At 66.4% G+C, this 24,935-nt stretch carries 23 protein-coding genes; 9 read left to right on the top strand and 14 right to left on the bottom strand.

Features of this window, described 5'->3' with window-relative positions; translation table 11 throughout:
• Window positions 1-30 precede the first annotated feature (30 nt).
• Window positions 31-504 (bottom strand): GNAT family N-acetyltransferase, encoded by a 474-nt coding sequence (locus tag M5J20_RS03600; RefSeq protein ID WP_437177615.1) that lies wholly within the window; start codon window positions 502-504, stop codon window positions 31-33.
• 45 nt (window positions 505-549) lie between these two features.
• Here M5J20_RS03600 and M5J20_RS03605 point away from each other — a divergent pair, with 45 nt between their 5' ends.
• Together M5J20_RS03605 and M5J20_RS03610 are read left to right on the top strand one after the other, a co-directional pair.
• Window positions 550-1,002, top strand: coding sequence for a MarR family winged helix-turn-helix transcriptional regulator (locus M5J20_RS03605; RefSeq protein ID WP_253576418.1), 453 nt, complete (start codon window positions 550-552; stop codon window positions 1,000-1,002).
• Window positions 1,003-1,052: 50 nt separating this feature from the next.
• Window positions 1,053-2,459 (top strand): YkvI family membrane protein, encoded by a 1,407-nt coding sequence (locus tag M5J20_RS03610; RefSeq protein WP_253576420.1) that lies wholly within the window; start codon window positions 1,053-1,055, stop codon window positions 2,457-2,459.
• 54 nt (window positions 2,460-2,513) lie between these two features.
• Here M5J20_RS03610 and gatB read toward each other — a convergent pair whose 3' ends face one another.
• Window positions 2,514-4,016: an Asp-tRNA(Asn)/Glu-tRNA(Gln) amidotransferase subunit GatB gene (gene gatB / locus M5J20_RS03615; RefSeq protein ID WP_253576422.1), complete on the bottom strand. Its 1,503-nt coding sequence runs from the start codon at window positions 4,014-4,016 to the stop codon at window positions 2,514-2,516.
• Between the two features lie 36 nt (window positions 4,017-4,052).
• Complete coding sequence (locus M5J20_RS03620; RefSeq protein ID WP_253576425.1) at window positions 4,053-5,009, bottom strand: hypothetical protein; 957 nt, start codon at window positions 5,007-5,009, stop codon at window positions 4,053-4,055.
• Window positions 5,010-5,260: 251 nt separating this feature from the next.
• Here M5J20_RS03620 and nadC point away from each other — a divergent pair, with 251 nt between their 5' ends.
• On the top strand, window positions 5,261-6,106 hold the full coding sequence (gene nadC / locus M5J20_RS03625; RefSeq protein ID WP_253576427.1) for a carboxylating nicotinate-nucleotide diphosphorylase: 846 nt from the start codon (window positions 5,261-5,263) through the stop codon (window positions 6,104-6,106).
• Window positions 6,107-6,125: 19 nt separating this feature from the next.
• On the opposite strand, the gene M5J20_RS03630 is transcribed toward nadC, so the two are convergent.
• From M5J20_RS03630 to gatC, 7 genes are all read right to left on the bottom strand, one after another.
• Window positions 6,126-6,701: a GNAT family N-acetyltransferase gene (locus M5J20_RS03630; protein ID WP_253576428.1), complete on the bottom strand. Its 576-nt coding sequence runs from the start codon at window positions 6,699-6,701 to the stop codon at window positions 6,126-6,128.
• 3 nt (window positions 6,702-6,704) lie between these two features.
• Window positions 6,705-7,685, bottom strand: a complete 981-nt coding sequence (locus M5J20_RS03635) for a bile acid:sodium symporter family protein (RefSeq protein WP_253576430.1) — start codon at window positions 7,683-7,685, stop codon at window positions 6,705-6,707.
• A 45-nt stretch (window positions 7,686-7,730) separates the two neighbouring features.
• Window positions 7,731-8,243 carry a mismatch-specific DNA-glycosylase gene (locus M5J20_RS03640; protein WP_253576432.1) on the bottom strand — a complete coding sequence of 171 codons (513 nt, stop codon included), beginning with the start codon at window positions 8,241-8,243 and terminating at the stop codon, window positions 7,731-7,733.
• The gene (locus tag M5J20_RS03645; RefSeq protein WP_253576434.1) at window positions 8,244-9,275 is read right to left on the bottom strand and encodes a 6-phosphofructokinase; all 1,032 of its coding nucleotides are present in this window, start codon (window positions 9,273-9,275) and stop codon (window positions 8,244-8,246) included.
• A 10-nt stretch (window positions 9,276-9,285) separates the two neighbouring features.
• On the bottom strand, window positions 9,286-10,593 hold the full coding sequence (locus tag M5J20_RS03650) for an MFS transporter (protein ID WP_253576436.1): 1,308 nt from the start codon (window positions 10,591-10,593) through the stop codon (window positions 9,286-9,288).
• Between the two features lie 22 nt (window positions 10,594-10,615).
• The gene (gene gatA, locus M5J20_RS03655; RefSeq protein ID WP_253576923.1) at window positions 10,616-12,037 is read right to left on the bottom strand and encodes an Asp-tRNA(Asn)/Glu-tRNA(Gln) amidotransferase subunit GatA; all 1,422 of its coding nucleotides are present in this window, start codon (window positions 12,035-12,037) and stop codon (window positions 10,616-10,618) included.
• A gap of 63 nt (window positions 12,038-12,100) precedes the next feature.
• Window positions 12,101-12,403, bottom strand: a complete 303-nt coding sequence (gatC, locus tag M5J20_RS03660; RefSeq protein ID WP_253576438.1) for an Asp-tRNA(Asn)/Glu-tRNA(Gln) amidotransferase subunit GatC — start codon at window positions 12,401-12,403, stop codon at window positions 12,101-12,103.
• Window positions 12,404-12,510: 107 nt separating this feature from the next.
• On the opposite strand from gatC, the gene M5J20_RS03665 reads away from it, so the two are divergent.
• Window positions 12,511-13,176, top strand: coding sequence for an ACT domain-containing protein (locus tag M5J20_RS03665; protein ID WP_253576440.1), 666 nt, complete (start codon window positions 12,511-12,513; stop codon window positions 13,174-13,176).
• Window positions 13,177-13,189: 13 nt separating this feature from the next.
• Here the strand turns inward: M5J20_RS03665 and ligA are convergent, their stop codons facing one another.
• Window positions 13,190-15,244, bottom strand: coding sequence for an NAD-dependent DNA ligase LigA (gene ligA, locus M5J20_RS03670; RefSeq protein WP_253576442.1), 2,055 nt, complete (start codon window positions 15,242-15,244; stop codon window positions 13,190-13,192).
• A 243-nt stretch (window positions 15,245-15,487) separates the two neighbouring features.
• On the opposite strand from ligA, the gene M5J20_RS03675 reads away from it, so the two are divergent.
• Window positions 15,488-16,084, top strand: coding sequence for a Fic family protein (locus tag M5J20_RS03675; protein WP_253576444.1), 597 nt, complete (start codon window positions 15,488-15,490; stop codon window positions 16,082-16,084).
• A gap of 71 nt (window positions 16,085-16,155) precedes the next feature.
• Window positions 16,156-16,827, top strand: coding sequence for a 3'-5' exonuclease (locus M5J20_RS03680; protein ID WP_253576446.1), 672 nt, complete (start codon window positions 16,156-16,158; stop codon window positions 16,825-16,827).
• An 8-nt stretch (window positions 16,828-16,835) separates the two neighbouring features.
• Here the strand turns inward: M5J20_RS03680 and M5J20_RS03685 are convergent, their stop codons facing one another.
• Window positions 16,836-17,693: a uroporphyrinogen decarboxylase/cobalamine-independent methonine synthase family protein gene (locus M5J20_RS03685; protein WP_253576448.1), complete on the bottom strand. Its 858-nt coding sequence runs from the start codon at window positions 17,691-17,693 to the stop codon at window positions 16,836-16,838.
• A gap of 183 nt (window positions 17,694-17,876) precedes the next feature.
• Between M5J20_RS03685 and M5J20_RS03690 the strand changes: the two genes are divergently transcribed.
• Window positions 17,877-19,388 (top strand): HNH endonuclease signature motif containing protein, encoded by a 1,512-nt coding sequence (locus M5J20_RS03690; RefSeq protein ID WP_253576450.1) that lies wholly within the window; start codon window positions 17,877-17,879, stop codon window positions 19,386-19,388.
• Window positions 19,389-19,408: 20 nt separating this feature from the next.
• Here M5J20_RS03690 and mnmA read toward each other — a convergent pair whose 3' ends face one another.
• Window positions 19,409-20,530 carry a tRNA 2-thiouridine(34) synthase MnmA gene (gene mnmA, locus M5J20_RS03695; protein WP_253576452.1) on the bottom strand — a complete coding sequence of 374 codons (1,122 nt, stop codon included), beginning with the start codon at window positions 20,528-20,530 and terminating at the stop codon, window positions 19,409-19,411.
• A 237-nt stretch (window positions 20,531-20,767) separates the two neighbouring features.
• Between mnmA and M5J20_RS03700 the strand changes: the two genes are divergently transcribed.
• Window positions 20,768-22,930: a heavy metal translocating P-type ATPase gene (locus M5J20_RS03700; RefSeq protein WP_253576454.1), complete on the top strand. Its 2,163-nt coding sequence runs from the start codon at window positions 20,768-20,770 to the stop codon at window positions 22,928-22,930.
• A 53-nt stretch (window positions 22,931-22,983) separates the two neighbouring features.
• Window positions 22,984-23,787, top strand: a complete 804-nt coding sequence (locus tag M5J20_RS03705; RefSeq protein WP_253576456.1) for a spermidine synthase — start codon at window positions 22,984-22,986, stop codon at window positions 23,785-23,787.
• Between the two features lie 14 nt (window positions 23,788-23,801).
• Here M5J20_RS03705 and M5J20_RS03710 read toward each other — a convergent pair whose 3' ends face one another.
• Window positions 23,802-24,878, bottom strand: coding sequence for a glycoside hydrolase family 25 protein (locus M5J20_RS03710; RefSeq protein WP_253576458.1), 1,077 nt, complete (start codon window positions 24,876-24,878; stop codon window positions 23,802-23,804).
• Between the last annotated feature and the right edge of the window lie 57 nt (window positions 24,879-24,935).

Genomic DNA, 24,935 nt, shown 5'->3' on the forward strand with positions numbered 1-24,935 from the left:
TGGAGCCGAATCGGCGTGGCTGCCCGCCAGTTAGGAGCCGAGGACCTGCAGAGCCTCGCCGTCGAGACGCATGGTCGACCAGTCCCCCATGTCGTTGGCGCCGATCGATGTGTAAAAACCGATCGACGGGGTGTTCCACTTCAGCACCGACCACTCGACGCGTCGGTAGTCGTTCTCCACCGCGATCTTCGCCAGCTCCTTGAGCAGCGCGGTGCCGATGCCGTTGCCGCGCGCCGACTCGCGGACGTACAAGTCCTCCAGCCAGATGCCGTGGCGGCCCTGCCACGTGGAGTAGTTCAAGAACCACAGCGCCATGCCGGCGATGTCGCCGTCGACGACGGCCACGTGCGCGAAGACCTTCGGGTTGTCGGCGAACAGGTGCTCGCGCACGTCCTCCTCCGTCGACGTGACGTCTTGCGGCTGCTTCTCGTACTCAGCCAACTCATTGATCATGCGAAAGATCCCGGGCACGTCGGCTTCGGTCGCCGGGCGGATTGTCATCATAGGTTGAAAGAATAGCCCCCGCGAGTGTGGGTTACAGTTTCCACCATGGAACGTTTTCACTGGCTGGACGAGCATGATGCGGACGTCTGGACCACCTTGTGGGATTTCATCACCTGGGTGCCCTCTCACTTCGACGAGCACCTGAAGTCGACCCATAAGATGGCCTTTGTCGACTACCTCACCATGCTCGCCATCGCCCAGGCTGAGAACCACCGCACCACGATGTCCCAGCTCGCCGGTGGGACGCACATGTCCCCTTCCCGCCTGTCCCACGTCATGGACCGCCTCGAGAGTCGCGGCCTGACGGAGCGCCACCGCAGCACCCAAGACCGCCGCTCCACTATCGCGTCCCTCACCCCGGAAGGCGTGGAGTTCATGGTGCACGCGACACCGGATCTCATCCACACCCTGCAGGCATCGATCTTCGAGGCCGTGTCGGTGGAAGAGGCGGACCAGCTCAAAGCAATCCTGACAAAGATCCGGGACCACGCGAAGTAGTGTTACCATCGGTGCCGTTTTGACCACCGTTAGGGAAGGACCGCACCCGCATGAGTAAAACACTGAAAGTGGCACTCGCCCTCGTCGGCCTCACCGTCGGCGCGGGCTTTGCCTCCGGGCAGGAAGTTATCCAGTACTTCCTCTCGTTCGGCTACTGGGGCATCGTCGGCGCGGCTGTCGCCGGCATCACAATCGCCGTGTTCAGCGCCTCGGTATACCAGCTGGGCTCCTACTACCTCGCAGACGACCACAGTGCAGTGTTCCGCAGCGTCTCGCGCCCGTGGGTGGCTCGGTTCATGGATATCACCACTATGTTCACCCTGTTCTGTATCGGCTTCGTCATGATCGCCGGCGCAGGCGCCAACCTCGAGCAGCAATTCGGCCTACCGACGTGGATGGGCGCGGCGATCATGGTCGCGCTTCTCATCGGGTCCGGATTCTTGGACATTGACAAGCTGACCAGCGTCATCTCATTCATCACGCCGCTGCTGATCGTCTGCCTGCTCGGCGCCTTTGTCATCACCCTGATGAACATGCCGGACAACGTCGGGCAGCTGAATGAACTGGCCCAGCAGAACCCGCACGCCTCGGGCACGTTCAACAACTGGCTGATCACCGCGTTGAACTACGCCACGCTCGTCATGATTATGGATACCTCAATGATGCTGGTGTTCGCGGGCTCCCACATGAACCCCGCGCAGGCCGGTAAGGGCGGGCTCCTCGGCGGCATCATCTTCGCGGTGCTCCTGATGATTCTGGTGTTCATTCTGTTCTTCAACATGGAGAACATCATGGGCGCGGACATGCCGCTGCTCATGGTCTTTGACACCATGCACCCGACCGTCGGCACATTGGTTTCCATTGTCATCTACCTGATGATCTACAACACCGCGGTCGGCCTCCTGTACGCCCTCGGCCGCCGCCTCAGCCACGACAAACCCGGCAAGTTCCGCCCCTACTACTTCGCCGTGGTACTCGTCGGCTTCGCGCTCTCCTTCATCGGCTTCGCAGACCTTGTTGGCTGGGTCTACCCGCTCCTGGGTTACCTCGGCCTCGTCCTTGCCGTGGTGATGGGCGCTGCCTGGTTCCGCGACCGTCAAGACATCAAGGAGGAGACGGGCCGCCGCGAGCGCCTCGCGGAGCTGGCTGAGGCGCAGTTGGATCCCGCCACCGATGATCTTTCCTCCCGCGAGCGCGCCGAGGTTGAAGAGCTTGTCTCCGACTCCCACGTCGCCAGCAAGGAGCTGTGGCAGTCCGTGCAGGAGGAAGTCGCGGCCGACCTCGACGCCGACGCCGCAAGCGACTTCAACCTCAAGGACGTCCCCGCCCTCGACCCGGAATCCGCGGAGTACGACGGCGCCCCCGATACCCCGGGCGACGAGATTCACTGGCGCGCGTACGACGAGATGTACCGCACCGGCGAGTTCCCGGCAGTGAAGCCGGAAGCCAAGCAATAAAGCGATGAGCCCCGCAAGCCGCACTGCGCGCTGCGGGGCTCTGTCAGTTGCTGACTACTGAGCCAACTTCTGGGCGATGAGCTTGTTCACCTGACCCGGGTCAGCCTTGCCCTGGGTCGCCTTCATCACAGCGCCCACGATCGCGCCGGTGACCTTCGTGTTGCCGGCGCGGTACTTCTCCACGATGTCCGGGTTCGCGGCCAGCGCTTCGTCGACGGCGCGCTCAATAGCGCCGTCGTCACGCACGACCTCGAGCCCGCGAGCAGCGACAACCTCGTCGACCGAGCCCTCGCCGGCGATGACGCCGTCGATGGCCTGGCGGCCGAGCTTAGTGGTCAGCTTGCCTTCCTTGACCAGTGCAACCACGCGGGCGACATCAGCCGGCGCGACGCCGAGAGCGTCGAGGTCCTTGCCCAGCTCGTTGGCCTTGCCGTTGATGTAGCTGACCCACCAAGCGCGGGCCTCGTCCGGCGTGGTGCCCGCCTCTACAGTGTCGACGATCAGGTCGAGCGCACCGGCGTTGACTAGGTCGCGGAACTCCTTCTCCGGCAGCTGCCACTCCTCCTGAATGCGCGCGCGGCGCACCCACGGCAGCTCCGGCAGCGTGGCCCGAATCTCTTCAACCCACTCCGGCTTCGCGATCACCGGCGGCAGATCCGGGTCGTTGAAGTAGCGGTAGTCGGAGGCCTCTTCCTTCGGGCGGCCCTTAGATGTGGTGCCGTCCTTCTCCTGGTAGTGGCGGGTCTCCTGGACAATCTCCTCGCCGTTCTCCAGCGCTGCGGCCTGGCGCTGCATCTCGAAGCGCACGGCCTGCTCGACGGACTTCAGGGAGTTGATGTTCTTCGTCTCGGTGCGGGTGCCGAACTCCTCCTGGCCGATCGGGCGCAGGGACACGTTCGCATCGCAGCGCATGGAGCCCTGGTCCATGCGCGCGTCGGACACGCCAAGCGCCTTGACCAGCTCGCGCAGCGCGCCGACGTACGCCTTCGCAACCTCGGGCGCCCGCTCGCCCGCGCCGAGGATCGGCTTAGTCACGATCTCGATGAGCGGTATGCCGGCGCGGTTGCAGTCCACCAGGGAGGCGGTGGCGCCGGTGATGCGGCCGGAGGCGGAGCCCAGGTGGGTGAGTTTGCCGGTGTCCTCCTCCATGTGGGCGCGCTCGATCTCGACGCGCCACTCGGTGCCGTCCTCGAGCACGACGTCGAGGTAGCCGTCGTACGCAATCGGCTCGTCGTACTGCGAGATCTGGTAGTTCTTCGGCTGGTCCGGGTAAAAATAGTTCTTGCGAGCGAAGCGGGAGGACTCGGCGATCTGGCAATTCAGTGCGAGCCCGATCTTGATGGCCCACTCCACACCCTTGGCGTTGACCACCGGCAGCGCGCCCGGCAGGCCAAGCGACACCGGGTCAATGTTGGTGTTCGGCTCCGCGCCGAAGTGCGCGGAGGAGGTCGAGAACATCTTCGTCTCCGTGGCCAGCTCGACGTGTACCTCAAGACCCATGACCGGGTCGTACTTCTCCAGTACCTCGTCGTAATCCATCAGGTCGTACGCAGTCATGCTGGCCAGTCTACTTCCCCGCCTGAAGCGACCGCGCTACAGCTCGCCGCGCCGGCCCACCCACACGTGCGCCGCAATTTTCTCGCGGCCCACTGCGAGGGCATTGCCTATCGACGGCACATTTCCCGCGTGGATAGTGCCCCACAGCGTGTCGCCGTCCTCGGCCGGCAGCTCGTCGCATAGCAGCTGCATAATCGCAGGTGCGTGCCCCCGGCCGCGGGCGTGGTCGTCGAGCAGAAACTCGTATACCTGGAAACCGCGCATGCCGTGCGCGTCGTCGCGCGCCGCGGCGATGATGCCCGAACGCTGCCCGTCGATCTCAATCGCGCGCAGCGACCCGGTTTCCGCGCAGTTATGGAGCTGATCAAGTGTCGCCGTTTCCGTCCACACGGCGACATCGGGGTTCTGCTTCACGACGTTCGCCAGCACCCGATCCGCGTACGCCACGACCTCGTCCGGTTCCGCGCGCACAAGCTGCATGCGCGCGGTCTGCGGGCGCCGCGGGTACTCGCGCAGCTCGGACACCAGCCCTGCGACAACCCACTGGTCCACGTCGGCGCCCTCCGGCGCGTCTGGCAGATCGAAGCGGATCGCCAGCGGGCCGAAGGCGGTGTACTCGCGGTGCAGCTGCTCGGCGTAGGGTTCCAGCGCCGCGAGCTCCGGCGGCACGGATGTCGCCGCCACACTGACGAACGGTTTCGCCGGGTCCATGCCGAGGAAGCGGATCCCGCACACGCACCAGTTGCCGTCTGTGAACTCGACGCGCTTGTTCACCCATTCCAGCGGGTCAGCCACATCCGGTCCGCCGAGCTCCTCCACGTAGTCGCGAAACCCCTCGCCGAACTCGGCGTTGCCCACGTGCTCTGCCTGCGGCTGCATCTCCTTCCTGGCGAGCTCGCGCAGCTCCTCAGGTGAGTACCACTCACGCAGCTTGCGCGGCATCCACGCCTCGTAGGCGCTCGCCATCTCCTCCAGCAGGCCGATCTCAGTCATGCGTGCCAATCTAGCGCCCGCCCCCTGTCCCCAAGTTCCGGGGCAGGTGTTTACGGGCAGGTATTCAGGGGCAGATTTGCTGGTCAGTCCATATTTTTCATTACGGTAGGCGCTATTGAAAAATGCGCCCCGAGCTTGTGACATGCCCCGGAATACCTGCCCCGGAACCTGACCTGCAGGTATGCCCAGGAGGGATACCCGCGCACCACGTAGCGTGGAGAGCACCCGCTTCGCGACGAAAGGCCCAACCCATGTTGCACAAAGACTCCACCCTTCGGCTCATCCGCCTCGGTCTCGAGGAGGATTTCGCGCACGGCCCCGATGCCACAACCGTGGCGACGATCGACGAAGACGCGCACACGACCGCGAACTTCGTCCCCCGCAAGCCCGGCGTGGTCGCCGGTTTGGAGGTCATCGCGTGGACGATGCACGAGATCTCCCCGGAGATTGAGGTCACGGTCTACGCCACCGACGGCGACGTCGTCGAACCCGGCGATGTGCTCGCCACGGTCAGCGGCCCCACGCGGGCAATCTTGAGCGCGGAGCGCACCGCGCTGAACCTTTTGACCTACGGCAGCGGCATCGCAACGCAGACGCACAAGTGGACTGAGGAGCTCGCCGGCACGAAAGCGAAGGTGCGCGATTCACGCAAGACGCTGCCCGGTTACCGGGATCTGGCGAAGTACGCGGTACGCTGCGGCGGCGGCGTGAACCACCGCATGAGCCTCGGCGACGAGGTGCTGATCAAGGACAACCACGTCGCTTCCGTCGGCAGCGTTGCCGAAGCCTACCGCCGCACGACTGAACAGTTCCCCAACCTCCCCCGCGAGGTCGAGGTCGACGACTTAGAACAGCTCCGCGATGTGCTCAGGTTCCAGCCGGACATGGTGATGCTGGACAACTTCTCGGTGGAGCTCACCCGCGAGGGTGTTGCGCTTCGCGACACTCTCTCCCCCGCCACCAAGCTCGAATCATCCGGCGGCCTCACCCTCGACGTCGCCCGCGACTACGCGGAGACCGGCGTGGACTTCCTGGCCGTCGGCGGGCTCACGCACTCGGTGACGATTCTGGATATCGGCCTCGACGCGGCTGAATAGCGCCGTCGGCAAGCGTGCGCTAACGCAGACGGGCCGCAAGCCCCGCCTTCACCTCGGGCCATTCGCTGTTGACAATCGAGTACACGCAGGTGTCGCGCACCAGCCCGCTGGCCAGGATTTTGTGGCGGCGCAGGACGCCGTCGAGACGCGCGCCGAGCTTCTCGATTGCACGGCGGGACTGCTGGTTCATGAAGTGCGTGCGGATCTCGACGCGCAGGCAGCCGAGCTCCTCGAAAGCGCGCGTGAGCAGCAACAGCTTCGCGGCCGGGTTGATGCGGGAGCCCTGGTGCGCTGCCCCGACCCATGTCGAGCCGATCTCGAGGTTGCGGTTTACCGGATCCAGGTGGAGGTAGGTGGTCACGCCCACGGCCTCGCCCGTCGGGGCGACGATCGCCCACGCGACGCGATCTTTCTCGGCGAGCAGCCCGTCGATGTAGGCGGGCACGTCGCCTTCCGCGGGGATGTGGTCGAGATACCACAGCGTGTGCAGCTGCCCGACCGCAGCCGCCAGATCGTCCGCGTGCGCGGGCGCGAGCGGTTCCAGGGTCACCCACTGGTTGGCGAGCACCGGGGCGGCGAAGTAGTCGCTGCTCATGGGCTAGACGGTAGCGGCGGCTTTGCGCGCCTTGTCGTCTTTGACGCGCATCGTCATGGCGAACAGCGAGCCGGAGAGGGTGTGCCAGACGGAGAAGAGGACGCCGGGCAGCGCGGCCAGCGGCGTCATGTAGGCGTTGGCCAGCGTCGCGGCGAGGCCGGAGTTCTGCATGCCCACCTCGACGGCGATGGTGCGGGAGGTGGATTCGTTCTGGCCCGTTGCCTTGCCGGTGAGGTAGCCGAGCGCGTAGCCGAGCAGGTTGTGGATCATCACCGCGACGAGCACGATGAGGCCGGCCTGCGGGATCTGCTCGCGGGAGCCGCGCACGATGATGGCCACGATCATGGCGATCGCCACAACCGAGATCCACGGCAGCGCAGGCGTAATCAGCTGGGCGAACTTGGGCAGGAAGAAGGTGATGGTGAGACCCAGCACAACCGGGATGAGCACCATCTTCACGGTGGAAACCGCCATCGAACCCGCGCTGACCGGCAGGTACTGTCCCGCCAGCCAGAGCGTGAGCAGCGGGGTCATGATCGGCGCCAGCAGCGTGGACACCGAGGTCATGGCGACGGAGAGCGCCACGTCGCCGCGGGAGAGGAAGGTGACCACGTTCGAGGTCGTGCCGCCCGGGGCGCAGCCGACGAGGATGACTCCGGCGGCGATCTCCGGCGGCAGGCGCAGCAGCCAGGTCACCAGCACCGCGATCAGCGGCATGATCACGAACTGGGCGATGACGCCGATGACCACCGGCAGCGGCTTCTTGGCGATCACGGCGAAGTCCTGCACTTTCAGTGTCAGGCCCATGCCGAACATGACCGCGCCGAGCAGCCAGGTGGTCCAGCCGGACACCGGCTCCACAACGGTGGGCGCGAAGTACCCGACGAGGCCGCCGATGATGATCAGGATCGGGAACGCGACGGACGCGATGAGGGCGGAGCGTTCCGCGGAATGGTTGACAGCGGGAGCGGGCGAACTGTTCATGGTGCGGGATTATAGTTCCACCTAGTGGAAATGCCAGCGCTGGGGTCAGCGCGTGGACTCCCACACCTCGCGGTAACTCTCCGCAAGCGTCGCCACCGTCTCGTGCGCGTTCAGCCCGCTCGGGTTGCCCACCACCCACACCGGCACCCCGGCAATGGTCTCGGGTTGCAGCCCGCGGGTAGCTTTCGGACGTCGGAACGCGTCGCGGAACGCCCCGATCCCCGCGACCATGAGCGCCTTCGGCTTGTGCTTTTCGACGATCGTTTCCAAGCGCGCCGCCCCGTCCCGCAACTCATCGCGGGTGAGATCCGACGCCTTCGGCGTCATGCGGGCGGCCAAGTTGGTGAAACCGATGCCGCGGGCGGCCAGCATGGTTTCGTCGTCAAGCGAGAAGCCCTGATCCGCGCGGACGCGGTAGGGCGTGATGCCGGCGGCCTCGAGCGCGGGCCAGAAGCGGTTCCCGGGGTGCGCGAAGGGCGCATCCACCTCCTCAGAGCGGGCGCCCGGGTTGATGCCGACGATGAGCAGGCGGCAGGGGTCCGGAATGCGGTCGTGCACTTAGCCGAACATGCTCCGGGCCGTCTTGTACCTCTCCTCCGGCACCTGCTTGAGGTGCGCGACGGCGGACTCGAGCGGCACCAGGTCGATGTTCTCGCCGCGGAGCGCGACGCAGGTGTCGAAGTTGCCCTCGTGCGCCGCGCGGGCGGCGTGGACGCCGTAGCGGGTGGCCAGCACGCGGTCGTACGCCGTCGGGGTGCCGCCGCGCTGGATGTGGCCGAGCACGGTGGTGCGGACATCGTAGCCCAGGCGCGCCTTGATTTCGTCGGCGATGATCTGGCCCATGCCGGTGAACGTCTTGTGGCCGAACTCGTCCTCCTCGCCGAGGCCGCCTTCCATCGTGCCCTCCTTGGGCACCGCGCCCTCGGCGACGACGATGATGCCGTACTTCTCTCCCATCTGGAAACGGCGCTCCATGGCCTTGCAGATGTCCGCGATGTCGAACGGCTCTTCCGGGATCACGGTGTAGTGCGCGCCGCCCGCCATGCCGGCGTGGAGCGCGATCCAGCCCACGTGGCGGCCCATGACCTCAACGATGAGGATGCGGTTGTGCGACTCCGCGGTGGTGTGGAGGCGGTCGATCGCGTCGGTGGCCACGGACACGGCGGTGTCGAAGCCGAAGGTGTAGTCCGTCGCCGCCACGTCGTTGTCGATGGTCTTCGGCACGCCGACCACCGGGATGCCGTTATCGGAGAGCCACTTCGCGCCCTTCAAGGTGCCCTCGCCGCCGATGGCGATCAGCGCGTCGATGCCGGCATCGTCGAGGTTGGCCTTGATCTGGTCGATGCCCGCCTTGAACTTGTCAGGGTGCAGGCGGCCGGTGCCCAGGATGGTGCCGCCGCGCAGGAGGATCGAGTCGATGTATGCATCGTCGTACAAATCGATGCGGCGATCCTCCATGAGCCCTACCCAGCCGTCGAGGTAGCCCACGACGGTGGATCCGTATTCTGCATTCGCCGTCCGGACGATGCCGCGGATAACGGCGTTCAGGCCCGGGCAGTCGCCTCCGGAGGTCAACGTGGCAAGTCGCATACCTGCCAGCCTAGCGCGAAGCGTGCCCGCTGGCAGTGCTCGCACCACCCGCCGGGATCGGCCCCAGAAGCGCTGCGCTGACACCTCCGACGACGAACGCGCCCAACGGCAGGGCCAGCGCGAATGCGGCGGTGTCCTCAATCTTCCCGGCAGCGAGCACCGCGCCGACGAGCGCGACACCGACGACGCTGCCCACCTGGCGCACCGTGTTGTAGAGCCCCGAGGCGGCACCGGCATCCGACGGCGGGATCCGGCGCATGGTGATCGCCGCGTTGGGCGCCCACACGCACGCGCTGCCCAGGCCCAGCAGCGCGGTGGCGATGGCGAACCACCCGGGTGCCGCACCCAGCAGGATGAGACCGGCCGCGAGCGCGAGGCCCGCCGCCTGCACGCAGAACCCGGTGATGCAGAGCATCCGCGGATCTGCGGTGTCCGTCAGGTGCCCCGCGACCGGTGTGGCTACCAGCGCCAGCACCGACATCGGCGCGGCGATGAGGCCGGCCGTCGACGGGCTCGCGCCGGCTGCGGTCTGCAGCCAGTACATGAGCGGGATGAACATGGAGGCGGCGGCGAAACCCATCGTCGTCACGCCTACGGTCCCGAGCGCAAACGTGCGCTCCCGGAAGAGGTGCAGCGGGAGGAAGCCCTGGTCCTCCCCTGTGCGCGCCGCAATGAGAAGCGCCGCGAGGCTGATTGCGCCGACGAGCACGCCCACCCAATTGCCGAACTGGATGCCGTAGACCAGCGCCCCGAGCCCCGCGAGCGAGAGCAGCACCGGGACGAGCGGCACGCGTGCCCCGCTCACCGGCAGGCGCGGCACCCACGCGGCGGTTGCGGCCAGGGCGATCAGGCACAGCGCGGCTTGGAGGAGAAATCCCGCGCGCCAGCCCTGCGCCTGCGCGATCGCGCCGCCGAGGACCGGCCCGAGCAGCGACGCTATCGACCCGACAATGCCCCACACCGCGAACGCGCGTCCGTGCCGTTCCGGCGGCAGCACGCGCGGAATCAACCCGAACGCCTGCGGCAGGAACAGAGCGACGCCGATGCCTTGCAAGGCTCGGGCAAACACGAGCGCGCCGAAAGACCAGGAGGCGGCGCCGAGAAGGAGCGCCGCGGCGGTGATAGCGAGGCCGACGAGGAACATGCGGCGCTGCCCGTAGGCGTCCCCCATCCGCCCGGCCGCCGGCATCGGCGCGACGGAGCACAGCAGAAAGACACTGGTGAGCCACACCGAGTTGTTCACGCCGAACGGCAGCAGCGGTGTGACAACGGGCATGAAGCCCTGGTCGAAGAGCACACAAAAATACCCCGCAGCCAAGGCTGCGAGGGTATTCCAGGGGCTAGTCGCGGCCCGCTTCAAACGCGGCCCCCACCCGGTAGAGGCGGTCGTCCTCGAACGCCGGGGCGATCAGCTGCAGGCCGACCGGCAGGCCGGTATCGGAGGCCATGCCCGCAGGCACGGACATGCCCGGCAGACCGGCGAGGTTCAGCGGCAGCGTGAACAGGTCGAAGTTGTACATCGCCAGCGGGTCGTCGACCTTCTCGCCGAGCTTGAACGCGGTCGACGGCACCGTCGGGCCGGCGATCACGTCGACCTGCTCGAAGGCGCGGTCGAAGTCGCGGGCAATGAGGGTGCGCACGCGCTGGGCCTGCAGGTAGTACGCGTCGTAGTAGCCCACGGACAGCGCGTAGGTGCCCAGGATGATGCGGCGCTTCACCTCCGCACCGAAGCCCTCGCCGCGGGTGAGCGCCATGACCTCCTCAGCGCTGTGGGTGCCTTCGTCGCCCGCGCGCAGGCCGTAACGCATGCCGTCGAAGCGCGCGAGGTTCGAGCTGACCTCAGACATCTGGATGATGTAGTAGGCACCCATCACGTCGTCGAAGCTGGGGCAGTCGATCTCCACGATCTCTGCACCCTGCTGCTCCAGCTGCGCAAACGCGGCATCAATCAGCTCCAGCACGCCGTCCTGCGTACCCGGGCGGTTGAACTGCTTCACGCGACCGATCTTCACGCCGCTCAGGTCGCCCTTCGCGCCCTCGCGGGCGGCGTCGGCAAGCGCGGGCACCGGCGTATCGACGCTCGTTGCATCGAACTCGTCGTGCCCGGCGATGATCTCGTGGAGCAGCGCCGTGTCCAGCACGTTGTTGGCGCACGGGCCGACCTGGTCGAGGGAGGACGCGCAGGCGATGACGCCGTAGCGGGAGACGCCGCCGTACGTCGGCTTCACGCCCACGGTGCCGGTCAGCGACGCCGGCTGGCGGATCGAGCCGCCGGTGTCCGTACCGATGCCCAGCGGGGCCTGGCCGGCAGCCAGCGCCGCTGCGGTGCCGCCGCCGGAGCCGCCCGGGACGCGCTCGAGGTCGTGCGGGTTCTTCGTCTTCTTGTACGCGGAGTTCTCCGTCGAGGAGCCCATCGCGAACTCGTCCAAGTTGGTCTTGCCCAGGATCGGGATGCCGGCCTCGCGCAGACGCGTCACGACGGTCGCGTCATACGGGCTCATGTAGCCCTCGAGCATCTTGGACGCGGCCGTGGTCGGCGCGTCGGTGGTGACCAGGAGGTCCTTCAGCGCCAGCGGCACGCCGGCCAGCGCGGATGCCGGGGCCTCGCCGGCGCCGACCTGCGCGTCCACCGCGTCGGCGGCAGCCAGCGCCTCTTCGGCCCCGACGTGGAGGAAAGCGCCGAGGTCGCCGTCGGTCTCGGCGATGCGGTCCAGGAACGCCTGGGTGACCTCGCGGGAGGTGACCTCGCCGGCCTGGATCATGCGGGCGAGCTCGTGGGCCGGCTTGGAAACCAGGCCCTCAGTCGGCAGCGTGTATGCAGTCACTTACTCTCCACCCTCTCCAAGAATCTGCGGAACCACGAAACGATCTTCCTCAACCGCCGGAGCCTGGTCGAGCGCCTGCTCCTGGGTCAGCGTGGTGCGCTGCACATCCTCGCGCATGCCGGCGTCGATGGAGTGCGGGTGGCTCATCGGCGTCACACCTTCGGTATCGACCTGCTGCACTTTCGACACCGCCTCAATAATGGTGTCCAGCTGCTGGGCGATGTCGTCGAGCTCGTCCTCATTCAGCGCAATGCGCGCCAGACGGGCGATGCGCGACACCTCGTCGCGTGAAATCTCAGCCAATGTGATTCCAATCTCCTCGCGTGTTTTGTGGCAACGGCTTCATCTTACGGCACGGCCCGGCGCGCACCCCGCGCCCCTAACTTTCGACTGATGTTATAAAAGGAGCCATGTCGTACCTGATCCGCGTGTCGCTCCCGGATGTCCCAGGAAGCCTCGGCGAGCTGGCCGAAGCTTTCGGTCTGGTCGGCGCGAACATCCAGTCGGTGGACATTGTGCAGACGACCCCAGACGGCCTGGTCACCGACGACATTGTCGTGGAAATGCCCACCGGGACCATGATCGACACCGTGGTCACCGCCGCCGGCTCCATCGAGGGCGTAGACGTGGATTCGATCCGCCCATTCACCGGCCGCGTGGACCGCCGCGGACAGGTCAAGATGCTGGCCCGCGTCGCAGCGCAGACGGACAACCTCTCGGGCGCTCTCGAAGAGCTCGTCGGGCTGGTGCCCCGCACCATGACCTCGTCGTGGGCTGTCGTGCTGCGCAACACCGAAGACGGCATGGAGCGCGTCGCCGCCTCCCAGGCCGCCCCCGGCGACGACGGGTCCCGCCCGCCCAAGCTCGAGCTCGACGGCCCGCGCGTGCTCGACCCCGAGACTGAGACCTGGGTTCCGGAGGCATGGGGCCTGCTGGACACCGCGCTGTGCTCCGCTCCCCTGCCCGGCACCGACCTCGTGCTGGTGGTCGGCCGCGTCGGCGGGCCGGATTATCTCGCCTCCGAGGTGACGCACATTGGCGATCTCGGCGCGATCATCGGGGCGATGCTGAGCTAGGCGCCCGCTCCGGCTACTGCAGCGCCTCGGGGCCTCCGTCGAGAAGCGCCTTCAACTGCCCCTCGTTGAGGATGGGGCGGCCGAGCTCCTCTGCCTTCGCAGCCTTGGAGCCGGCGTTCTCCCCCACCACCACGTAGTCGGTTGTCTTGGACACGCTGCCCGCGGCTTTGCCTCCGCGGGACATGATCGCTTCCTTGACCTCGTCGCGGGTGAAGTCTTCGAGCGTGCCGGTCACCACGACGGTGAGACCCTCCAGGGTCTGCGGCAGTTCCTCTCCGGCTTCGTCCTCCATGGTCACGCCCGCGGCGGCCCACTTCTCGACGATATCCCGGTGCCAATCAACCTCGAACCAGTCCTTGAAGCTCTCGGCGATGATGCTGCCGACGCCCTCGGTGTCCGCGAGGTCTTCAACACTGGCGTCGAGAAGCGCCTGCATGCTCTTGAAACGCGCCGCAAGCGCGCGTGCAGCGGTCGGGCCGACGTGGCGGATGGAGAGCCCGACGAGTACGCGCCACAGGTCGCGATCCTTGGCGGTTTCCAAGTTTGTGAGGAGTTTCTTGCCGGCGGCGTTGACCTGGCCGTCCTTGCGGGTGTAGGCGTTGGACTTCTTCAGGTCCTCCTCGGTGAGGTCGAAGAGGCAGCCCTCGTCCTCGAGAACGCCGGAGGCGATGAGGTCGCGCGCGCCCTTTTCACCGAGCGCCTCGATGTCGAACGCGCCGCGCGAGGCGATATATTCCAGGCGCGCCCCGAGCTGTGCCGGGCAGGAGCGGGTGTTGGGGCAGCGCCAGTCCGCGTCGCCCTCCTTGGCGGGCGCGAGCTCGGTGCCGCACACCGGGCAGGTTTCAGGGAAGACGAACTCGCGCTCGCTGCCGTCGCGCAGGTCGGCGACGGGGCCGAGGACCTCGGGGATGATCTCGCCGGCCTTGCGGATCACCACCGTGTCGCCGATGAGCACGCCCTTGCGCTTGACCTCGTGCTGGTTGTGCAGGGTCGCCATGGAGACGGTGGAGCCGGAGACGAACACCGGCTCAAGCACCGCGAACGGAGTCGCGCGGCCGGTGCGGCCGATGGAGACGGCGATATCGTTGAGCTTCGTAGTCACCTCCTCCGGCGGGTACTTGTAGGCGACGGCCCAGCGCGGGGCGCGCGAGGTAGCGCCGAGCTCGCGCTGGGCCGCGATGCTGTCCACCTTGATCACCAGGCCGTCCATCTCATGGATGGCGTCGTGGCGGTGGTCGGCCCAGTAGGCGACGGCCTCTTGGACCTCCTCCGCGGTCTCCGCGCGCTTGGTGTATTCGGAGACCGGCAGGCCCCAGCTGGCGAGCGCCTCGTACGCTTCGTGCTGCGTCTGCGGGCTGAAGCCCTCGCGAGCGCCGATGCCGTGGCAGATCATGCGCAGCTTGCGCTTCTTCACGTCCTCGGGGTTCTTCTGGCGCAGGCCGCCGGCCGCCGTGTTGCGGGGGTTGGCGAAGGGCTTGCCGCCCTCGGCGATGCGCTGCTCGTTGAGCTCCGGGAAGTCCTCGGGGCGGATGAACACCTCCCCGCGCACCTCCACCAGCGCGGGGTAATCGCCGTGGAGCGTGTGCGGGATGTCCGGGATCACTTTTGCGTTGGCGGTGATGTCTTCGCCCACGCGGCCGTCGCCGCGGGTGGCGGCGCGGGTGAGTTCGCCGTTTTCGTAGACCAAGTCGATGGACAGACCGTCGATCTTCAGCTCGGTGAGGTACGGGCCAGGAGTCTTGTCCAGCCATTCCTGCATCTCCTCCGTGGAGAAGACGTTGTCCAGGCTCATCATCCGCTCGAGGTGGGTGACGTCCGCGAAGGCGTCACTGACCGGTGCGCCGACCTCCATCGTCGGCGAGTCCGGCACCGCCAGTTCCGGGTGCGCCTCCTCGAATGCCTGCAGGCGGCGGAACAGTTCGTCGAACTCCGCGTCCGAAATCACCGGCTGTCCGTTGTAGTAGAGGTCCCGGTGGCGGCGGACCTCCTGGGCGAGTTCGTCCCACTCGCGGTGCAGGTCTTGGAGATCGTCGTTGGTTTCCGGGGCGTTTTCCGGTGCTTCGGTCATAGACAGCAAGTGTAGTTTTCCCAATCGCGTTAGGATAGGAGTGGTTGTGACCGGCATAGCGGCTAAGGAGGAGCTAGAGATGGATCAACGCATTCAGCCTGTCCTCTTCAAAGGCGATCGAAAGCTCCGGCTAAGTTCAGCTACGCGAGCGAGCATGAAGCTCGAGGGTCGCGCGCTTCCAGATGGTTACGTGCGCTCCAAGGACACTGCACGCATGCTTTCGCTCCTCGCGGAGGATCGTGGTTGGGCGTAGGGCCGAGCTACGGGGAAACTCCACTCGACGGTGAGGAGCTTGACGCGCTCGAGCCCAGACTTCTCGAGGAGTTCGCCGAGCCTCCGGGAAAGGCAGATGTATTCGACCTAGAATCGACCCTGCTCGTAGGTTCAAGACTTATCCTTCTCGAGGAAGTAGACGCTGGCGAACTGCGGGTAGACGACTTACTGACTGTCGCGTTCCTCAAGGAGTGGCATCGCGGTCTCTTCGCTGGCATCTGGACGTGGGCAGGGAAGTTTCGGCGAACCCTGCTCAACATCGGTTCGGATCCCCACCTCATCGAGACTGAGGTGTACGTCGCTATGGATAATCTGCGCTATCAATGGCGGGAAACCAACGTCCACAACGCGCGCCAGCTGGGGATCGCGACCCACGCTGAGCTAGTACGCATTCACCCATTCACCGACGGGAACGGCCGGGCAACCCGTTTAATGGCCGATCTGATTTTTGCCGCAGCACAGGTTGAGCAATCACGCCGGCCTCACGAGTGGGAATATGACTGGAACCTCGATAAGCGGGAGTACATCAGACTGCTTCAGAAGTTTGATGAAAACCGTGATCCTTAAGCGCTTACGGAGTTCGTAAGGTGTTTGGACATCGCCGGGCCCACATCGGAAGGCTGATTACAATAACGCCCATGGCCACTTTCGACGCGTCCCGCATGCTCTCGTTCGACCTCGAGACCACTTCGGCGAACCCGCACGAGGCGCGCATTGTGACCAGTGCGCTGGTGCGTATCGACGGACGCGACGTACACGCCGCCGAGTCCCTCGCCGATCCCGGCATCGAGATCCCGGCGGAGGCGGCGGCGGTACACGGGATTAGCACCGAGAAGGCCCGCGCCGAGGGCCGCCCGCACGAGGACGTGCTGCGCGAGACGGTGCAGTCCATCAAAGAGGCGTGGGACGCGGGCCTGACCCTGATCGTGTTCAACGCGCCGTACGATCTGACCGTGTTGCGCCAACTCACCGGTGATTTCACCGTCACCGGCCCCGTCTACGATCCCCTGCTCATCGACCGCGCGAAGGACCGCTACCGCAAAGGGTCGCGCCGCCTGGGCGACATGTGCGAGGTCTACGGCGTGCGCATCGACAACGCCCACGAGGCCACCTCCGATGCCATGGCCGCCGCCCGCATTGCCTGGAAGCAAGTGCGCCAGTGGCCGGAGCTGACCCAGATGGACACGGGCGCGCTCATGGAGTTCCAGGCCGTCGAGCACTACAAGCTGCAGGAAGACCGCCGACGCTACCTCACCGGGCAAGGCAAGGACATCTCCAACTGCTCGCTGAGCTGGCCGATGATCGGCTAGTCCGTGGGCTAAGCGATGCCCTCCGCCATCTCCCGCGCCGCGCGGTAGTTCGCCGCGGTCTCATTGAGGCTCGCCCCGGCAGACGCGTACACGTCGATCGCGCACTCCGCCGGGTCGAGCTGCAACTCGTCGAAGAGGCGTAAGAACTCCTGCCGCGGCATCACCGGCAACGCCACCCGCGATCCCCGATCCAGCAGTCCCGCCAACTGGTCCTTGTCCGGGTTCTTGGCGGTCTGCCATGCAGCGTCGATAAGCACGGGGGCGTTGATGAGCGCCTCGAACGGCGCGAGCCGCTCCTCCGGCTCCGGATACGCGCGGATGGTTTCGAACTTCGACGTGCCCGGCAGGCTGCCCGCCATGACATCGGCGAGGCGCGGCTCGTCCAGCTGCAGCACCGCCGGGGCAATTCGCTTGCCGACGTCCGATTTATGCGCCCCCGCAGCCTCCAGCAGCGCCTCAGTGATGTCGCGCAGCGCGCCGGGATCCGTGATCATGCGGTGGCCGTTGGCCATCTCGATCTCCGATGCCAGCGTCCACGGACCGGTGAGCTGGACTTTCACCCGGTCGACCTTGCGGGCCCAGAGTTCTTCGAGGATGTCTAGGTCGCGGTCGAGCATGTCGCGGTACATCGCGCGTGTGGTTGGGCGGGGTGCGACGCGCCACCCGCGGGGGCCGCGGTCGACCGGAATGTCGAGCAGCGCGGCCGTGCGCCCGATAGCGTCCGCCCCAATGCCGCGCGCCAGCAGCTGCGGGACGTGCGGCAACGGTGTCTCGGAGAGGATGATGTCCGCTGCCTCGGCGAAATCCGCCGACGTAGCACCCGGGACGGGGCCGAGACCGAACGCTGCTGGTGGGGTGTTCTGCACGGCTTGCATTGTACCCGATGCGATTGGCGTTTCGTTTGTGATCTGAGTGAATGATGATTTGATGCTTGATCTTGCTATACCCAGCCGTTTCCGACTGTAACCGTTTTGTTATGTTGCGCTTCTTGCGTAAGTGTCGACTGTTTCGATAACGTTGCAGTAACACGTCAGGAAGGAGGGTTCGCCATGAACATTACCCAGCTCGTCGATGATGCGCTCGCCGCCATGAGCGCGCTTGCCGACGCCATGGAAGATCCTTCCCAACTGCATTTTGACGACATTCACGAGGATCTCGAGCGGTTCGAGTCCGTCACATCCCTCAAGGCGATCACGGATGTGAGCTTTGCGTTTATTTGTGATCGCGACGGTGCCGGCACAGTAGTCGGCGCGACGTACGCCAACGAGTACCTGAAGCGGAAGCTCGGTCTCTCCAAGGCCGAAGCTGCCAGCCGCCTCAGCCGAGCCCGCGACATGTACGGGCCCGAGCCGGAGCCGGAAAATGAGCCGGAGACTGAAGCCCCGAACGTCGATACGCCCGGCGCGGAAGAGCAGCCCGAGCCCTCCCGGAAGGAGAAGAACCGCAAGAACTCGCGTTCCGTGAGCGAGGAGAAGCAGCGCATTATCAACCGCGCGCTGATGGGCCTTACCGCGCCTGCGAGCTGCGAGCGCCAGCGCATTTTCGACGAGGCCATGGCTTACGCTACCACCCACAAGCCCGAGGACGTGCGCCGCTACACCGAGCGCCTGGTAAAGCAGGCGAATGCCGCCCACGCCGCGCCTGACCCGAACGCCACCTGGGCTGCGCGCAGTGTTGGGCCGCTCCGCGAGCGTAACGACGGCATGTTCGAGACCACCATCCTTTTCCCGCCCGGCGACGGCGCGCTGTGGACCGCGCTGACCGAAGCCGGCAACGCGCCCGGCGTGAACTTCGACGGGCCGACGCAGGAGGATTCGCGGACGCCGAACCAGCGTCGTTACGACCAGCTTCGGAAGATGCTCACCGGTTACGAGGATTCGCGGCAGACCCAGCACCGCGGCGCCGCGTCTGTGGTGCTGTCGATCACGCTCGACGATGTCGAGAGCGCCGGCCCGGACACCGCCTTCCCGACGAATACCGGCATCGACCTCACCGCCACCGATCTGCTGCGCCTGGGGCTTACCGGCACCGACTTCATCGTGCAGTTCGACCGTCTCACCCACCTGCCGCTGTCGATGGGCCGGGCGCGGCTGGCGACAGTGCACCAGCGCATCGCTTTGCTTGCGATGCAGGGCGTGTGCGCCTGGACCGGGTGCTCCAAACCCTTCACGGAAGCCGAGATCCACCACATCATCCCCTACATTGAGGGCGGACCCACCGACATCGAAAACCTCATCGGGTTATGCCGCCAACACCACGGGCACAACAACGACAGAAGGGACGGGGCGAACGGCCGGCATCACGTCGACCGGGATCCCGCCACGGGACGCGTCGGAGTTGTCGCCCCGGACGGTTCCATCGAATTCAACGAGTCCCTGGGCACACACGATGCGGCCGGATCCAAGTTGCGCCAGCGCGCCGTGGCCCAGCATCGCCCAGCGCCCACCGAGCCCGATCCCCCGCTCTTCCCCGTAGCCGAACCCCCGGGAGGTAGCGGGCCCCCAGCTGGCGCCGGGACCATGACTGACCCACCAATGGACCCGTCGCAGCCGCCGTTTTAGCTTGCGCTACGCCGTGCCCGCTACGCCGTGCCGCAGATCGTGCCGGAACCCAGCACCACATCCCCCAGCCCGTCCGGGTCCGGGAGATAGAGCACTGCCGCCTGCCCGCGGGCCACGCCCTCGAGCGGTTCGTGCAGGCTGAGCTCCATTTCCCCGCCATTGCCCGCCTCCGGGTCAACCACAGCCGTGCACCCGACAACGCCGCCGTGGGCGCGGATCTGCACGAGTGCTTCCATGGCACCGGCACTCGCAGGCGCGCTCGCTGCGCTCGTCATGGCTGGGTGGAGGACTTTGAGGCGGTCTGCTCTGATCGTCGATACGCGAAGTGCCTCGCGCGGACCGACGGTGACAGTGCCGGAGGCGGCGTCGACCTCGGTGACGTAGCGCGGCTTGCCGTCGGCGGCCGGGACGCGGATGTTGAGGCCCTTGCGCTGGCCGATGGTGTACTGGAACGCGCCGTCGTGCTCCTTGAGCTCGGTGCCGTCCTGGTCCACGACCATGCCCGGGCGCAGGCCGATGTGGCTGCCCAGGAAGGCCTGGGTGTTGCCGTCGGGAATGAAGCAGATGTCGTAGGAGTCCGGCTTCGAGGCGGTGCTGAAGCCGTAGCGCGCCGCCTCCTCCCGGATCTGCGGCTTCTCCGTGTCGCCGACCGGGAAAAGGCAGTGGTCCAGCTCCTCGCGGGTCAGTACGCCCAGCACGTAGGACTGGTCCTTGAGGGGGTCGGTGGAGCGGCGGAGATTGCCGGCGTCGTCGATACGCGCGTAGTGCCCTGTTGCCACCGCGTCGAAGCCCAGCGCAACGGCCCGCTCCAACAGCGCCGAGAACTTGATCTTCTCGTTGCAGCGCAGGCACGGGTTCGGTGTCTCGCCGCGGGCGTAACTGTCAACAAAATCGTCGATCACGTCCTCTTTGAACCGGTCCGAAAAGTCCCACACGTAAAAGGGAATGCCCAGCTTGTCGCAGACACGGCGCGCATCGGCGGCATCCTCGAGCGAGCAGCAGCCGCGGGCGGACTCCCGGGTCTGGCGTGCGTCCTTGGACAGGGCGAGGTGCACGCCGACGACGTCGTGGCCCGCCTCCACAAGGCGCGCGGCCGCAACGGAGGAGTCCACTCCCCCGCTCATTGCCACCAGCACTCGCATGTGGCGGGAGTGTAGTCCTACACCTAGGAAAGGCGAAACATAGTCCTGGGAGGGCTTGAACTATTCGACTCGCCCGTAGATGGAGTTGGGATGAGGACTCCTGTGCGGCGGGACCTGTCCGTACTCGCGTTTGAGGCCGCAACGGCCGTGGTGGCATGCAGGGCGAGCTAGGCCGTGTAGCCTGCATTCTGCGCATGTCGAGAGTAGCTGAGTTGAGCCGGAAGGAAGGGCCCCAACATGACTGACGAGCACATGCACGCACAAGACCACACGCACCACGGCAATCACGAGGACCACGGTCCACACGACGACCACGAGGATCAGAGTGCACACGGGGGCCACGGGGACCACGGCGACCAGAGTGCACACGGGGGCCACGGGGGCCACGGCAACCACGGGGGCCACGGCGGCCACGGTGATCATGTAGGCCAGTTCCGCCGGCTCTTTTGGATCATGCTGGTCCTTGCAGTACCAGTCGTCGGATTGAACGAGACCTTTGCCCACCTCATCGGCTACCAGCTGCCCGACTCGGAATGGCTTCGGTGGGTCTCGCCACTGTTGGGTACCGTCATGTACTTCTGGGGAGGCCGGCCGTTTTTAACGGGCGCTGCCTCCGAGATCCGCTCTCGCAAGCCCGGCATGATGCTGTTGATCACCCTCGCCATCACTGTCGCCTTCGTCGCGTCTTGGGGTTCGACCCTCCACATTTTGGACCGCGAGCTGAACTTCTGGTGGGAACTGGCGCTGCTGGTAGTGATCATGCTGCTGGGGCACTGGATCGAGATGCGCTCCCTTGCTCAAACCACTTCCGCCTTGGATTCGCTGGCTGCGCTTTTGCCCGATGAGGCCGAGAAGATCACCGGCGAGGAAGTTGTCAAGGTCGCACCGGCGGACCTGCAGGTCGGCGATGTCGTGATCGTGCGGCCCGGAGCGTCCGTGCCTGCCGACGGCATAATTGTCGACGGCTACGCCGCCATGGACGAGTCGATGGTTACCGGAGAGTCGAGGACGGTGCGCCGCGGTGAGGGCGACAATGTGGTCGCCGGCACCATCGCAACTGACTCCGGTCTCAGAGTCGAGGTCACAGCCACGGGCGGGGATACTGCTCTAGCTGGCATCCAGCAACTTGTCGCGGACGCCCAGGCCTCGTCCTCCCGCACACAACGCCTGGCCGACACCGCCGCCGCGTGGCTGTTCTGGTTCGCGCTCGGCGCGGCCATTGTGACTGCCGTCGTGTGGACGCTGCTCGGTCAGCCCGACGATGCCGTGGTGCGCGCCATCACCGTGCTCGTCATCGCCTGCCCCCACGCCCTCGGCCTTGCAATCCCGCTTGTCGTTTCTATCGCGACTGAGCGCGCGGCACGCGGAGGGGTGCTTATCAAAGACCGGCTGGCGCTCGAGACGATGCGCTCGGTCGACGCCGTCTTGTTCGACAAAACCGGCACGTTGACTAAAGGCGAGCCAACCGTCACCGCGATCGATCCTGTAGGCGGGCGCGATAAGAAGGAGGTGCTCGCCCTAGCAGCAGCCGCCGAAGCCGACAGCGAGCACCCGCTGGCGCGTGCCATCACCGGGGCGGCTCAGGCCGAGGATGTGGCCGTGCCCCAAGCCACCGACTTCTCTTCGTCGCCAGCCGTGGGCGTGAAAGCAACTGTCAACGGCGCGGTGATCGAGGTTGGTGGCCCCTACCTGCTTGACCAGCACGCCGCCGAGGAGCTTCCGGTCGCGGACAAGTGGCGCGAGGAGGGCGCGATCATCCTCCACGTCCTCGCGGACGGGGACGTGATCGGAGCGCTGCGGCTTGCCGACGAGATCCGTCCGGAGTCGCGCGACGCCGTCGACGCACTGCACTCCTCGGGTGTTGAAGTCGTGATGATCACAGGCGACGCGCAGGCCGTCGCGAACACCGTTGCGGGCGAATTGGGCATTGATCGGGTCTTTGCGGGTGTGCGGCCCGAGGACAAGGCCGCCAAGGTCAAGGAGCTGCAGAGCGAGGGCCACAAGGTTGCCATGGTCGGCGACGGTGTCAATGATGCACCGGCGCTGGCCCAGGCCGATGTCGGCGTCGCAATCGGTGCGGGCACCGACGTGGCCATCGGCTCAGCGGAGGTCATCCTGGCAAGCTCAGATCCGCGATCGGTGCTCTCGGTCATCGAGCTCTCGCGCGAGAGCTACCGGAAGATGAAGCAGAACCTCTGGTGGGCGGCCGGCTACAACCTCCTGTCGGTGCCACTGGCGGCCGGCATCCTCGCCCCTGTCGGGTTTGTCATGCCAATGAGCGTCGGCGCGATCTTGATGTCCGCCTCAACCGTCATCGTCGCGCTCAACGCTCAACTGCTCCGCCGCCTCGACCTCACTCCCCAAAAAGCTACCGAGCGGATACTCGAGCGGTCCAGGTGACGCGACGCAGTACCAACGCGTGATTGATTCCTGGCCGGGTACCCTCACCCACCATGGCGGGAAAAAGCGAATTCCACGAGATCGACACCGGCGTCGCTGAGGTGTTGCACGAACCGGACGGCTCCATGGTGCTGCTGGTCAACGGCGTTCCCAGCTCCCACATCGTGCCGGGCGACCCGCTGCGGCTCGATTTCGAGTACATGCGCTGGATCGCCGACTTCCTCGACGCGGCGTACCCGGCCGGTGCCCGCCCGAAGGCGCGCCTGACCCACCTCGGCGGCGGCGCCTGCACCCTGGCCCGCTACTTCGCCGCCGCGTGGCCGGGTTCGCGCAGCACCGTGGTGGAGATCGATTCGGAGCTGGCGATCCTCGCGCGCGAGCTTTTCGACGTTCCCCGCTCCCCCGCCGTGAAAATCCGCACCGCCGACGCCCGCGAGGCCACCGACGGGTTCAAACCCGCCACCCGGGACGTGATCATCCGCGACGTGTTCAGCTCCGCCACTACCCCGCGCTCCCTGACCACGGTGGAATTCTTCCGGGCCGCGCGCACGAGCCTTGCCGACGACGGCTACTACCTCGCCAACTGCGGCTCCCATGCGGACCTGAAGGAGGCCAAGGACGAGCTCGCCGGGATGCTCACCGTGTGGCCGCACGTCGCAGCCATCGCGGATCCGCCCATGCTGAAGGGCCGCCGCTACGGCAACATCGTGCTCATCGGGGCGAACCGGCCGCTGGAAGCCTCGCCTGAGCTCACCCGCAACCTGCTCAAAGGCGCGGTGCCGGCGAAGTTCGCCCCCGAAGCATGGTGCCGCGCGCTGGCCGAACAGGGCACAGCGCGCGGCGACGACGAGGTGTAGGAGTTACTTCGCGCCTACTTCGCTGCGTTGTCCAAGAGGATGAGCAAGTCGCCGACCTGATACTGGCCCGCGACCATCTTCGCCAGGTCATCGAGCGGGAGGTCGCCGCGGGCGGCGAGGTTCTGCACGTGGCCCGCGATGTTGCGCGCGTCGGTCGGGTTGAAGCCGGCCTGCGCGGCGGCGTCGTTAAGCTGCGCGAAGCCGAGCACACCGGCGGCGAGGCCGAGGATCGCGAGCACGAGCGCGGTGTTGTCCTGCTCCAGCACGCGCAGCTCGCCGGAATCCGGCACCTGGAAGGTTTCCAGCACGCCGCCGCCGGCGCGCAGGTTGCCGCCCGCGAAGTCGCGCAGCTGCGCCGCGGTGCCGTTGAACAGGTTCATGTCCACCGGGGTGTTAATGCCCGCCACGCGGCCCGAGTCGCTGCGCTGCCAGAAACTCAGCTTGTCCCAGCCGCCGACCGGCCGCGGGGGCTGGTTCTGGTACGCGGCGAGCCACAACGGGTAAGAGGTGAACGCGTTGGTGTTGTTCATGTGCTCGTACCAGAAGTAGCGGTACGTGTAGATCATCGGGCGCTTGCCGGTGCGCAGCTCCAGCTCCTTGAGAAACACCGTGGTCCAGGCGGCGAGCGCGACGGGGCCAAGACCCTCATCGACCTCTAGGTCCAGCACGGGCGGGAGGCTCAGCGCTGGGCCGGCGTTGATCACGTCTGCGAAGAAGCGCGCCTGCGCGATCGGGTCGCTGCCCGGGCGCGCGTAGTGGTACGCGCCGACCTGCATGCCGGCGTCGGCGGCGGCGCGCGCGTCCTCGTCGTAGAACACGTTCTTCCAGTCCGTGCCTTCCGACGCCTTCACAAACGCGAACTGCTGCCCACCCGGACCCGCAACCATGCGCCAGTTGATGGGCGCGCCGCCCGGGCGCTGGTGGCCCGCGACATCCACGCCAGAGACGAGGCCCGGCAGCGCGGGCAGCGCGTGCGCTTCCTCGCGCTGCGTGACGACGGCTGCTGTCAGCGCCAGCACGCACGCCACAAGCGTCGCGACGACAGTGTTCAAACCGCGGTGCACACCGCGAGGCAGGGAGGAGACACGCATGGCCCGAAGCTTAAACCACAGAAACCCCTTAAACCACACGCGACACACAAATCACAC

The organism is Corynebacterium stercoris (genome assembly GCF_024160105.1).
GTDB lineage: Bacteria > Actinomycetota > Actinomycetes > Mycobacteriales > Mycobacteriaceae > Corynebacterium > Corynebacterium stercoris.

Excerpts from the sequence above, each read along its gene's own strand:
- M5J20_RS03700 (WP_253576454.1), top strand. The coding sequence starts at position 20,768 with ATGACTGACGAGCACATGCACGCACAAGACCACACGCACCACGGCAAT.
- nadC (WP_253576427.1), top strand. The coding sequence starts at position 5,261 with ATGTTGCACAAAGACTCCACCCTTCGGCTCATCCGCCTCGGTCTCGAG.
- M5J20_RS03665 (WP_253576440.1), top strand. The coding sequence starts at position 12,511 with ATGTCGTACCTGATCCGCGTGTCGCTCCCGGATGTCCCAGGAAGCCTC.
- M5J20_RS03690 (WP_253576450.1), top strand. The coding sequence starts at position 17,877 with ATGAACATTACCCAGCTCGTCGATGATGCGCTCGCCGCCATGAGCGCG.
- M5J20_RS03600 (WP_437177615.1), bottom strand. The coding sequence starts at position 504 with ATGATGACAATCCGCCCGGCGACCGAAGCCGACGTGCCCGGGATCTTT.
- M5J20_RS03610 (WP_253576420.1), top strand. The coding sequence starts at position 1,053 with ATGAGTAAAACACTGAAAGTGGCACTCGCCCTCGTCGGCCTCACCGTC.
- ligA (WP_253576442.1), bottom strand. The coding sequence starts at position 15,244 with ATGACCGAAGCACCGGAAAACGCCCCGGAAACCAACGACGATCTCCAA.
- mnmA (WP_253576452.1), bottom strand. The coding sequence starts at position 20,530 with ATGCGAGTGCTGGTGGCAATGAGCGGGGGAGTGGACTCCTCCGTTGCG.
- M5J20_RS03705 (WP_253576456.1), top strand. The coding sequence starts at position 22,984 with ATGGCGGGAAAAAGCGAATTCCACGAGATCGACACCGGCGTCGCTGAG.
- gatB (WP_253576422.1), bottom strand. The coding sequence starts at position 4,016 with ATGACTGCGTACGACCTGATGGATTACGACGAGGTACTGGAGAAGTAC.
- gatA (WP_253576923.1), bottom strand. The coding sequence starts at position 12,037 with ATGATCCAGGCCGGCGAGGTCACCTCCCGCGAGGTCACCCAGGCGTTC.
- M5J20_RS03620 (WP_253576425.1), bottom strand. The coding sequence starts at position 5,009 with ATGACTGAGATCGGCCTGCTGGAGGAGATGGCGAGCGCCTACGAGGCG.
- M5J20_RS03680 (WP_253576446.1), top strand. The coding sequence starts at position 16,156 with ATGGCCACTTTCGACGCGTCCCGCATGCTCTCGTTCGACCTCGAGACC.
- M5J20_RS03605 (WP_253576418.1), top strand. The coding sequence starts at position 550 with ATGGAACGTTTTCACTGGCTGGACGAGCATGATGCGGACGTCTGGACC.
- M5J20_RS03710 (WP_253576458.1), bottom strand. The coding sequence starts at position 24,878 with ATGCGTGTCTCCTCCCTGCCTCGCGGTGTGCACCGCGGTTTGAACACT.
- M5J20_RS03645 (WP_253576434.1), bottom strand. The coding sequence starts at position 9,275 with ATGCGACTTGCCACGTTGACCTCCGGAGGCGACTGCCCGGGCCTGAAC.
- M5J20_RS03635 (WP_253576430.1), bottom strand. The coding sequence starts at position 7,685 with ATGAACAGTTCGCCCGCTCCCGCTGTCAACCATTCCGCGGAACGCTCC.
- M5J20_RS03630 (WP_253576428.1), bottom strand. The coding sequence starts at position 6,701 with ATGAGCAGCGACTACTTCGCCGCCCCGGTGCTCGCCAACCAGTGGGTG.